The sequence below is a fragment of the Collinsella sp. CLA-ER-H4 genome, assembly GCF_040092395.1.
In the GTDB taxonomy this organism is placed as follows: Bacteria; Actinomycetota; Coriobacteriia; order Coriobacteriales; family Coriobacteriaceae; genus Collinsella.
Map to the genome: position 1 here is coordinate 1 of NZ_JBBNLQ010000022.1, position 9,442 is coordinate 9,442.

The following is a 9,442-nucleotide window of genomic DNA, read 5'->3' on the forward strand; positions in this document are numbered from 1 at the left end:
ATTTCCCCGGACAGGACCACCTTTGCCGCCGAGACCTTGAACTGCCTGTCGTATCGCTTTCTTCTTTGGGTCATCTTGAACACCTTTCGCTCTTAACTAGGTGTCCAATTCATCATACCCACTCCAATACGCCAAACGACAACGTGGCCAAGTAATTGACAGCAGGCCAATGCGCAGGTTGAGCGTTAAAGACAAACAAGCACACCGGAAGTGCGATCGCAAGCGACAAGAGGCTTGCAGGATTAGTCACCACCGATCCGTACACGCTGGAAGCGAAAGCGCTCAAAAGGAGCACGTCCTTTTGAGCCACAAAGTAGCAAACGTACACAGCAACGTACGAAAGAACGGGCAGCGCCAAAACCCTCGCATCCGCCCCGCCGCGATAATGCCACTTAAACCAACACGTCACGCACGCGATCACGACCGTCTGACCCGTCAGGGAGGAAACAAAGCCGCCAATTGTCGAATACGGCACAACGGGCAAGACGCCATATAGCACGATCAGCAGCATGCAGAGCTCGCCCAGCCGCCGGCTCGTCAGGGCACGCAACCCGTCGAACAGATAGGGCGCCACAAGAATCAGCAGAATATACACCGTAGGAAACCACCACAGCGAGGCGAGCGGGGCAAAGACGGCAGCCATCAGCTCTTCAGCTTGCAGACCATCCCCCGCCTTAAACACACCGAAGAACAGGACGAGCGGCACACTGTAAAAGAGCATTTGTCCCAGCAGGGTCCAAGCCCTTCGCAGCTGACCCTTAAGTGTCAGTTGCGCGTCGGCCAGATACCACACCGTGATGATAAAAAACACGGCAACGGCAATACGCCCCGAGGGATACAGCACGCCGTGCAGCACCATGCGCGTAAGTGTTCCCGGAAAAACAGAAATGGGCTCAGCATTATGAATCACGAAATGATGAGCCACTATGAACCACATCGAGATGATGCGCAGAAGCTCAACCTTTGAATTGCGCCCTTTTGATCGTCCCAAACTCTCCCCCATCACCGTGCAACTTTTATAAGTCGCTAACGTGTCCTGCATACTAACAATTTAGCCAATTACACATGGAGGGCAAGTTGTGTCACGAATAGTGGCGTAAGCCCCTCCAGGGCCGTCGTCGACCGATATCCTACGCGACCTTACCAAGCTTGTCCATGAAGGCGGCCTTCAGCGCGGCAACGGCGGCGCCCCCGACGCGCTTGTGGCGGCACCACTCCGCGACGTTGCGCTCCAGGTGGACTGCTTCTGTCAAGGCTAAACTGAACACCGGGGACTGCAGTGGAAACCCCGGACTGTGTTCCTACGCTACAGGACCTAGGCTTCTTCGGAACTGCATCGGGCTCATATAGCCCAGGTCGCTCTTGCGGCGCTTGTCGCGGGACCAGAACAGATAGGCGTCCGGCATCTCCATGAACTCCCCCATGCCAGCATCGTCCCAGCCCCTTCCGTGGAAGGACTCCACCTTCAGCCTGCCGAAGAAGCCCTCCGCCCTTGAATTGTCGGGTGAGCACCCCTTCCTCGTCATCGAGCGCACGATGCCGTGCCCATCGCAGATGGCGATCCAACCGGGCCACCGGTAATGGCTGCCGCGGTCGGAGTGCACCCAGTGGTGCTCACCATACGCAAGCTGCGAGCAGGCCCGCAGGAGCGATGAGTTGGCAAGCACCGCGTTCGGGGGCGTGCCGATGGACCAGCCGACGGGCATTCCGTTGAAGCAATTGATCGCCGGCGAGAGGTGCACTTGCCGGCGGGGATGCGGAATTCCGTGATGCCTGTGACCCACAGCCCGTTTGGCTGGCCGCGAAGCGGTGTCTGCCCCTCTCGTCCAGGCAGGTGTTCCCAGGCGCCACGTAGACCTCGCCCACGTACGGGCTGTACCTGCGCCTCCTCCGCGGCGCGCAGGCGACCAGCCCCTTTGAATTGCCCATGGAAGGAGAAGACCTATGGGCATCAACTGGAGGGTCCGCACGAAGCCGCTGGCGTTCTGGCTGGGCATCGCGGGCGCGGCGGCGACACCGGTGCTCGCGTACCTGGGACTCGGCTACGAGGCCATTCCACGCGCATGGGCGGCCCGCGGCGCGACCGACCCAGCTCGGCACCCGGAGCGAACGCAAGTTCGGCGCGGGCGGCCCCAGACGGGCGAGCACGTGGCAGTGGTTGCTCCGCTGGGGGGGCATAATAATGAACGGTTGGCCTGCGTCCCGTGACGGTTGCTGCAAAGGCTCCGCTTGGGAACAGATGCAATATTGCGTCCGCACCTTCTGTTAGAATTGTTCACTAGTGTTTTATGCTGCGGTTTTCTGATCCGCCGGCATGGGCTAAGGGGTGTTTTTTGGCTGTACAGGATAAATCAAAGGAGCGCGTTCAGGACGTTGGCGAGGTCTTCACCAACGAGTGCGAGGTGAACGCCATGCTTGACATGGTGAAATCCGAGACGGAGCGCATCGACTCCCGGTTCCTGGAGCCGCCGTACGACAACGGCAACTTCCTCGCTGAGGTGCTGCGACGCAAGCTTTCCGTGGTGGCCTCGCGCTACCGCAAGAGCGCGACCGACTGCATACACGGTGCCGTCGCGGCGAGAAAGGCTGGCGCAGAGAAGCCGAAAACCGCGGCCGACAGCGGCGCGGCCGGCGTCGAACAAGGCCCAGTTGAACGCACTGGGAGCCGGGTGCAAGGTGCGCCACAAGGCATGGGGCGCCGGCACCGTGACGAGGATAGATGGCGGCTCGATCTACGTGAGCATCGGGGGCAAGGAGCGGATGTTTCAGTTCCCGGGCGAGTTCGAGCAGGAGTTCTTGAGTTTATTGGGAGCATGCATGTCTGACAACGCAATAAACATACCGGGCAACGTGTCCTCCGATATGCAGAAAGAATCCTCCAAACCCCTTTTTACCTTGCAGAGGGGTGCAACAAGGCGTGAGGTAAACGCGGTAGAAGCCAGACATTTTGTTCAAGGCATTCTTTCCAGGTCGATTAACCTAGCCACGCTTATCGGCTCTGGCGCATCTACTCCGGCCATTCCCCTGATGGGTGAAACCTTCAGGAACTTGCGAGCGGACCTCAAGCTCAACGATCCCGATCTATCTATCCTTCTGGAAAGTCGGATAACTAAAATTGCCTGTCGAGATAACGAAGACCCTGCGAAGTACTCGAACATAGAGAACCTCCTCTCGTGGCTGAGTCAGCGCATCGAGGGCTCTCTAGATAGCGCCGATGACGACAAGAGGGTTTCCGATGCAGTTCGCAAGGCCTTTCTCGAGTCCGTCGACATCAAATACAGCGCGGAGCACTCCGACGTCCTTGATAGCTATCGTAAGTTTGTTCAGGGACTTGGCGTATCGCGACAGATCCTTGCGCGCGGTGGTCAAGCTGCCTTCGACGTCGTTAATCTCTTCACAACAAACTACGACCTATTTCATGAGATGGCCCTTGAATCGAGCGGCTACGCCTATGTGGACGGGTTCTCGAACGGGCTGATACCCACATTCAACCCGCGGGAATACCATCGCAGGCCGATTGACCTCGACGAGAGATTCAGGGATCACTACGAACCGGTGAACCCCTTCTTTCGCCTTTACAAGATGCACGGGTCCATCAACTGGAGGATTTATGACGGAAACGTCGTAAGGGTCCCCAGGTTTCCCGACATCACCGACGAGTACCAAGGCGACAGACAACTTATCGCCCCGATGACTTCCAAATACGCCTTGACCCAGGGCTCCCCCTATAGCGATATGTTCCGCGAGTTCGTAAATGCCCTCGCCGTCCCCAACACAGTCCTTCTGACTTGTGGATTCAGCTTCGCGGACTCTCACATATCAAACCTTATCAGCCAGGCTCTTGCGAGGCCCGATTTCACGCTCCTCGCCTTTATCGGCAACCCGGCAGAAGCAGATGTCGGTTCCCCTACACGTGTGTTCTACGATAAGGCAGGTGGCGCGAACACCTATTTCGTATATCCAAGTGAAAGGGAACTGGACCGCAAGCGCCCGCTATACTTCTCGGAATTTGCTGACTTTATCGGGCCCGAGATCACCTTCGGAGACGATGTGGCATCTGGATCTTTGGGGCTTGGTGACAAGAATGACTAATGAGGTTCCCAATCCGGGTTGGCTCATCGGCACCATCTGCTATATGGATCAGGAGAAGATAAGACTACGCGCATCACGTTCCGACTTTTCAGACCGGATGCTCGATGGCGAGCCAAAGCATCTAAACGGGCTCAATCAATATCTCTTTTCCTATCTCTCTATCTCGACAAAGATCATTTTTCGCGTGACTTCCGTAGAAGAGGCCGAGAGGCCGTATTCCGACCAGCCTTCGTCGAGGTTTAGCACGAGCTATATCTTCACCGCCGTCCCCATTGGAGAGATTGAAGGATCTTCCTACGTGCCCGGCGTAGTAGACCTCCCCATGGTCGGCTCCAATGTCTATGCCTGCGATGAATCAATCCTCAAGAGGGTCTTTTGCGTGCGGGAAGGAGTCGAGATTGGGTCCCTCGCTGGGTACGATTCAGTAAGACCCACTTTTGATATCGATTCCCTGTTCTCTGGTCATCTCGCTATTCTCGGTAATACCGGCTCGGGAAAGTCCTCAACCGCGCGGCTCCTGCTTGATAGGGCGGCATCGCTCTTAGATGCCGAGGACGCGCTCGATGCAGAGCCCCGATTCTTCGTCTTCGATCTGCACGGCGATTATGACTTTCTCACGCGCGGCGGTTACGGCTGCACGAGACGAATCGGCGCTGATGAGTACCACCTCGCGCCCGGAGAGTTGTCGATGGATGACTGGTCAGCTATTCTCGACCCCTCGCGACGCATCCAGAAACCTCTGCTTGAGAGGGCCGTGAGATACTCCCACCTCAACGAGGAGGGCAAGAAGAAGCTATTTGCTGCCTTTGCATATACCGCAATTCGGGACACGAGCATCGATAGCCACGCAGCGAGGAAGTTTCAGGTCTCAAAGTATTACCAGCCGATTGAGGGAGAACTTAACAAGATTCTCGAACGCGAGTCCGGACCTTTCTCTCGCCCTCAGACCGCTCATAACCTGTTAGTGTCTTTCAACCTGGAATACGGAAACATATCGAAAGATGTCGTCGAAGGGCTTGAGTCCCTTTTGAAGGAGTTCATCGAGGACGAATACATGTCCGATGGACTTCCCAATATCGAACGCATCTTATGTGAGTACGAAAAACCTAAAAGCGAGGTCTCAATCTCTGACGTCGTTGATGCGCTTGACTTCGTGTTCGACGAAGAAGAAGTGCGAGGCAACCGTCAGATAAGGTCGTATTCAGAGGGGCTGGTTACTCAGCTTAGAAACCTTAGGGAAAGGTATTCGCAAGACCTCTTCTCACTTGAGCGGGGCGAGTCAATTGCTGCCCTCTTAAACAAGGGGCATGGCATTCTTGTGCTAGACGTATCTCAGATAATCGACGAGTCAGGATTGAAGTTGTTTTCCCACTACGTTGCGCGCACCCTCTTTCAGGCTAGCCTAGATGCAGGAAGAGGCTCCTCGACACCCATCTATCTCATTTTTGACGAGGCGCATCGCTATATCAGGGATGCAGACCTGACAGACGACTCAGTGTTCAATCGAATTGCACGGGAGGGCCGTAAGTTTGGCATTTACCTTACCGCCATCAGCCAAATCCCCAGTGAGCTTTCCCGCGTCGTGCTCTCTCAGACGGGAACCTTCATAATCCACCGCATTCAGAACTCTTACGACCTCGATTACGTTCGCCGCAATATCCCTTCCATATCAAATGGCCAGGTCATGCGCCTTCCCGCATTCGCCCCGGGAACCGCGACCGCGCTGGGAAGCTCCATTACGGTGCCCCTTGAACTACAGATAGACGATGACTTTGCCGACGAGACGCCAACGATCCGGATGATGAAGAGCAATCGGATTCGATAAAGCTATTTGTGGCCGGCCCGGAGAATGCCCGCAACGGAGACGTTGTGGGCATTTCCTTTTGCCCGCTCGGGGCACGGGAGTCATACGTGGGTGAGTAGGATGGTAAGCCGCAGGGCAGCAAGGGCAGCCGGAGGAGCCGCAGGAGCAGGCGCCGCAGGTAGAGGCGGTGTCGAACTACTGCGAGCTTCTCAACCGGCGGGACGCGCGCTACGCCTAGCAACAAGCCAGAACAAGCACAGTAATTTTCAGCGCACCATACACGCACTCGCTGCTAAGGTTCGGCCCCAGCCACGGATCACCCGTCAAGAAGAACTCCAGCCAGTGCTGCATAAACAGTGCCTGCTCGCGCTTCCAACGGCGCAGCTTTTCCTCGCTGGCCTCTTCCCTGCTGCGCGAAGTGAACTCGTAGTGGTGCAGCTCAGCATAAGGTGTAAAGATGGTGCGGTAGCCCCCATACGCGCAGGCAAAAATCAGCATCGTTAAAACCGACGGCAAACTTCTCGTCGCAGCCTTCAACCCGTTCATAAACGTCGCGACGGACCATCTGGCAGGCGCCCGTAACGGCGCTAAAGTTGCCCGGGTGCACGGCACGGGCAAGATATCCCTCGCGCTTTGCCGAAAGTCCCAGTTGGCATGGGCAAGGGCGCCGCGCACGCCGACCACAATGCCAGCTAGCTGAACCAAATGGCCAGCAAAGTAGAGCTTGGCACCCACTAAAGCCCATTACTTGCTCAGGATGACCAGGAAGGTCAAGAGAAGTAGGAGAAGGATAATCCTATCCATCTGACTACCCCCTGCCTTGTAGAACCGCGGCCCGGAATACAGCTGGCTTCGGAGAACAAGGCAGAGGACGACACACCGCCGCGTCCAGCTAAAATTTAAACAGAAATACGTACGCATGTTCGCGTTTCGTGGTACACTGTATCTACCAGAATAAGACAGAGTGAAAGTCGCTTCGGAGGCCCCCAATGGTACGAAGCGCCGGCGCCGCGGATCCCCGCTGCCCCGACCCTGGCTTAGCCGGCGCACGCGACGCCGACTGACCGGCGGGATGCCGGTTGAAGCTACGCAATACCGGCATGTTGAAACCACTCGTCCTCCGGCGTGCGGATCATAGCATGTCGACTAAACCGAAGGGGCATACATCATGGACAATTCCAACGCAAGCCAGCAGATCGCTTTGTACGAGGACCCCGACCACGCAGTCCACCTTGACGTGCGCGTCGACGGCGATACGGTCTGGCTAACCCAGCAGCAGATGGCGACGTTGTTCGGGCGCGGAGTGCCGACTATCTCCAAGCACATTCATTCCGCAGCAAAGGAAGAGCTTGCCGGAATTCGAACTATTTCATTTTTTGAAATAGTTCGCTTAGAGGGAACAAGAACGGTCAAACGTCAGGTCGAGCACTACAACCTCGACATGATCATCTCGGTTGGCTACCGCGTGAAGTCTCAGCAGGGCGTGTACTTCCGCCGGTGGGCAAATGGCGTGCTCAAGCAGCATCTACTCCAGGGATACTCCATCAACCAAAAGAGACTCGAGGCGCTCGGAACGGTCTTCAAGGTCCTCGAGAGGTCGAGTACTCCGGAACTCTCCGGTGCGGCAGAAATTCTACAGAAGTACCTTCCGAGCCTGACTCTGCTCGATGAATACGACACGGGAAGGATGAAGGCGCCCCAGGGCAACGAGCCCAACTGGGAGCTCGGTTACACCGAAGCCCTCGAAGTCGTCCGCAGCCTACCGTTCTACTCGTCGTCCACCCTGTTCGGACGAGAGCGGGACAACCAGTTCGCCGGAATCATCAGCGCCCTCTATCAGGGCTTTGGCGACCAAGACCTATATCCCTCCGTTCAAGCAAAGGCCGCCAACCTTCTCTACCTCGTAGTGAAGGACCATCCATTCTTGGATGGCAACAAGCGCTCTGCAGCGGCGCTCTTCATTCACTTCCTCGACAAGAACGGGATACTGCGCAACGGCGAAAGACTCCGCGTGGAGGGCAACGCGCTCGCGGCCATGACGCTCATGATTGCCCTCTCTGACCCAAGCGAGAAGGACTCCATGGTTACGCTGGTGGAGTATTTCATCGCGTAGCGCCTTCGCCCGAGCACCAGAATCGACGTTCCTTCATATAGCAGATGCAAACGAGGAAAGGGCCATCAAAGTAAGGCACCGTCATGGCGAGGGAGGTGCCGCAATGAGTCGTTCCATGAAAAGCCATATAAGCCTACAATTGTCATCAGATGTAGGCTTATATGGCTTTCGAGGGGAGGTCGGCATGGTGATCACCTACCGGGAGGCGCTGGCTGAACTCGGGAGCAGGTACCGCGTTCGCAAGGCGGTGTCGGAAGGGACGCTCCACCCCGTCGGCCGAGGGATGTACTCGACCAACCGGGACGAGGACGCCCTCGCCGTGATCGCGAAGCGCTACCCCGGGGGCATCCTGACCGGGCAGACCGCGCTCTACGCCCACGGGCTCGTGACCGCGCCCCCCGACCGGATCGACCTGGCCACGAAGCGCGGTGGGACCAAGATACGCGACGCCGCCGTGCGCCAGCACTTCATCCCGGAGGGATGGCTGGGCGTCGGGAGGTCGACCGTCTCGGTGGACGAGACCGATCTTGCCGCTTACGACCCCGAGCGCATGCTCCTCGAGCTCATGCGCTCGCGCAACAAGCTGCCCTACGACCTCTACCGGGAGGCCGTCGCCTCGTTCCGCAGGCGGTCGGAGCGGCTGGACATATACAGGCTGCAGGACTACGCGGAGGCAATCCCGCACGGCGAGGCACACCTCGAGCGCGCCATGGAGGAGGTATTCTGATGGACCTGAACGAGATGAGGGCGCGCTACGAGCGCGAGGAGGGCTACTCCTGCCTCAACGCGACCGCGCGCGTCTGCCAGGACGTGATCCTCTCAAAGCTGGCGGCATCCGGCATGCGCGATCGAGTGACGGTCAAGGGAGGGGTCCTGATGTGCGCGCTGTCGGGGAGCGGGCGCCGCGCAACCCAGGACATAGACCTCGACTTCGTGCGGTACCCGATGACCGACTCCTCCATTCGCTCCTTTGTGTCCGCCCTCTCGAACCTCGGCGACGGCGTAACCGTCCGCATCGCCGGCGAGATAGAGGAGCTGTCGCAGCAGGACTACAAGGGCAGGCGCGTCAACCTCAAGGTCAGCGACGGGCGCAGCACGTTCGACACGAAGCTCGACCTGGGGGTCCACGCGAGCGCTGCGATGGAGCAGGACGAGCTGTGGTTCGACGTGGCACACCGGCAGGAGGGCGTCTGCCTGCTTGCGAACTCGAAAGAGCAGGTGTTCGCCGAGAAGCTCAAGTCCCTGCTGCGCCACGGCATCCGAACGGCCCCGGAAACTCGTTTCATGGAGCGTTTCATGGAAAATCCCCCATTACAGTCTGAAATAGGTCATCGATAAATTTCGATGGCGAGCATTCGGCGCATTGCCTACGATACGGGCAAGCCCCGAGGGGCCGCCGATCGGGCGCCTCCGGATGGCCGTCTGCCCCTGCC

At 57.8% G+C, this 9,442-nt stretch carries 11 protein-coding genes; 7 read left to right on the top strand and 4 right to left on the bottom strand.

Features of this window, described 5'->3' with window-relative positions:
- Nucleotides 1-112: 112 nt before the first annotated feature.
- The 3 genes from AAAX34_RS09295 to AAAX34_RS09305 all read right to left on the bottom strand — a co-directional run bounded on the left by AAAX34_RS09295 (nucleotide 113) and on the right by AAAX34_RS09305 (nucleotide 1,997).
- On the bottom strand, nucleotides 113-1,042 hold the full coding sequence (locus tag AAAX34_RS09295) for a hypothetical protein (RefSeq protein ID WP_349111045.1): 930 nt from the start codon (nucleotides 1,040-1,042) through the stop codon (nucleotides 113-115).
- 88 nt (nucleotides 1,043-1,130) lie between these two features.
- Nucleotides 1,131-1,253 (bottom strand): hypothetical protein, encoded by a 123-nt coding sequence (locus AAAX34_RS09300; RefSeq protein ID WP_349111047.1) that lies wholly within the window; start codon nucleotides 1,251-1,253, stop codon nucleotides 1,131-1,133.
- A gap of 48 nt (nucleotides 1,254-1,301) precedes the next feature.
- The gene (locus AAAX34_RS09305) at nucleotides 1,302-1,997 is read right to left on the bottom strand and encodes a DDE-type integrase/transposase/recombinase (RefSeq protein WP_349111048.1); all 696 of its coding nucleotides are present in this window, start codon (nucleotides 1,995-1,997) and stop codon (nucleotides 1,302-1,304) included.
- Between AAAX34_RS09305 and AAAX34_RS09310 the strand changes: the two genes are divergently transcribed.
- The 4 genes from AAAX34_RS09310 (at nucleotide 1,945) to AAAX34_RS09325 (ending at nucleotide 5,917) form a co-directional block, all read left to right on the top strand.
- Nucleotides 1,945-2,208, top strand: coding sequence for a phage holin (locus AAAX34_RS09310; RefSeq protein WP_349111050.1), 264 nt, complete (start codon nucleotides 1,945-1,947; stop codon nucleotides 2,206-2,208). The genes AAAX34_RS09305 and AAAX34_RS09310 overlap by 53 nt on opposite strands.
- Nucleotides 2,209-2,333: 125 nt before the next feature.
- The gene (locus AAAX34_RS09315) at nucleotides 2,334-2,825 is read left to right on the top strand and encodes a hypothetical protein (RefSeq protein ID WP_349111052.1); all 492 of its coding nucleotides are present in this window, start codon (nucleotides 2,334-2,336) and stop codon (nucleotides 2,823-2,825) included.
- Nucleotides 2,818-4,092, top strand: coding sequence for an SIR2 family protein (locus AAAX34_RS09320; RefSeq protein ID WP_158571031.1), 1,275 nt, complete (start codon nucleotides 2,818-2,820; stop codon nucleotides 4,090-4,092). The genes AAAX34_RS09315 and AAAX34_RS09320 overlap by 8 nt, the downstream gene beginning before the upstream one ends.
- A gap of 43 nt (nucleotides 4,093-4,135) precedes the next feature.
- Nucleotides 4,136-5,917: an ATP-binding protein gene (locus AAAX34_RS09325; protein WP_349111053.1), complete on the top strand. Its 1,782-nt coding sequence runs from the start codon at nucleotides 4,136-4,138 to the stop codon at nucleotides 5,915-5,917.
- A gap of 213 nt (nucleotides 5,918-6,130) precedes the next feature.
- Here the strand turns inward: AAAX34_RS09325 and AAAX34_RS09330 are convergent, their stop codons facing one another.
- Nucleotides 6,131-6,631, bottom strand: coding sequence for a hypothetical protein (locus AAAX34_RS09330; protein ID WP_349111054.1), 501 nt, complete (start codon nucleotides 6,629-6,631; stop codon nucleotides 6,131-6,133).
- Between the two features lie 433 nt (nucleotides 6,632-7,064).
- On the opposite strand from AAAX34_RS09330, the gene rhuM reads away from it, so the two are divergent.
- The 3 genes from rhuM to AAAX34_RS09345 all read left to right on the top strand — a co-directional run bounded on the left by rhuM (nucleotide 7,065) and on the right by AAAX34_RS09345 (nucleotide 9,347).
- Nucleotides 7,065-8,009: a RhuM family protein gene (gene rhuM / locus AAAX34_RS09335; RefSeq protein WP_349111055.1), complete on the top strand. Its 945-nt coding sequence runs from the start codon at nucleotides 7,065-7,067 to the stop codon at nucleotides 8,007-8,009.
- Between the two features lie 184 nt (nucleotides 8,010-8,193).
- A complete protein-coding gene (locus AAAX34_RS09340) occupies nucleotides 8,194-8,736 on the top strand; it encodes a hypothetical protein (protein ID WP_349111057.1) in 543 nt (180 codons plus the stop codon).
- Nucleotides 8,736-9,347 carry a nucleotidyl transferase AbiEii/AbiGii toxin family protein gene (locus tag AAAX34_RS09345; protein ID WP_349111058.1) on the top strand — a complete coding sequence of 204 codons (612 nt, stop codon included), beginning with the start codon at nucleotides 8,736-8,738 and terminating at the stop codon, nucleotides 9,345-9,347. Before AAAX34_RS09340 ends, AAAX34_RS09345 begins: the two co-directional genes overlap by 1 nt.
- The last annotated feature ends 95 nt before the right edge of the window (nucleotides 9,348-9,442 follow it).

Excerpts from the sequence above, each read along its gene's own strand:
- AAAX34_RS09295 (WP_349111045.1), bottom strand. The coding sequence starts at position 1,042 with ATGCAGGACACGTTAGCGACTTATAAAAGTTGCACGGTGATGGGGGAG.
- AAAX34_RS09310 (WP_349111050.1), top strand. The coding sequence starts at position 1,945 with ATGGGCATCAACTGGAGGGTCCGCACGAAGCCGCTGGCGTTCTGGCTG.
- AAAX34_RS09305 (WP_349111048.1), bottom strand. The coding sequence starts at position 1,997 with ATGCCCAGCCAGAACGCCAGCGGCTTCGTGCGGACCCTCCAGTTGATG.
- AAAX34_RS09320 (WP_158571031.1), top strand. The coding sequence starts at position 2,818 with ATGTCTGACAACGCAATAAACATACCGGGCAACGTGTCCTCCGATATG.
- AAAX34_RS09325 (WP_349111053.1), top strand. The coding sequence starts at position 4,136 with ATGGATCAGGAGAAGATAAGACTACGCGCATCACGTTCCGACTTTTCA.
- rhuM (WP_349111055.1), top strand. The coding sequence starts at position 7,065 with ATGGACAATTCCAACGCAAGCCAGCAGATCGCTTTGTACGAGGACCCC.
- AAAX34_RS09340 (WP_349111057.1), top strand. The coding sequence starts at position 8,194 with ATGGTGATCACCTACCGGGAGGCGCTGGCTGAACTCGGGAGCAGGTAC.
- AAAX34_RS09345 (WP_349111058.1), top strand. The coding sequence starts at position 8,736 with ATGGACCTGAACGAGATGAGGGCGCGCTACGAGCGCGAGGAGGGCTAC.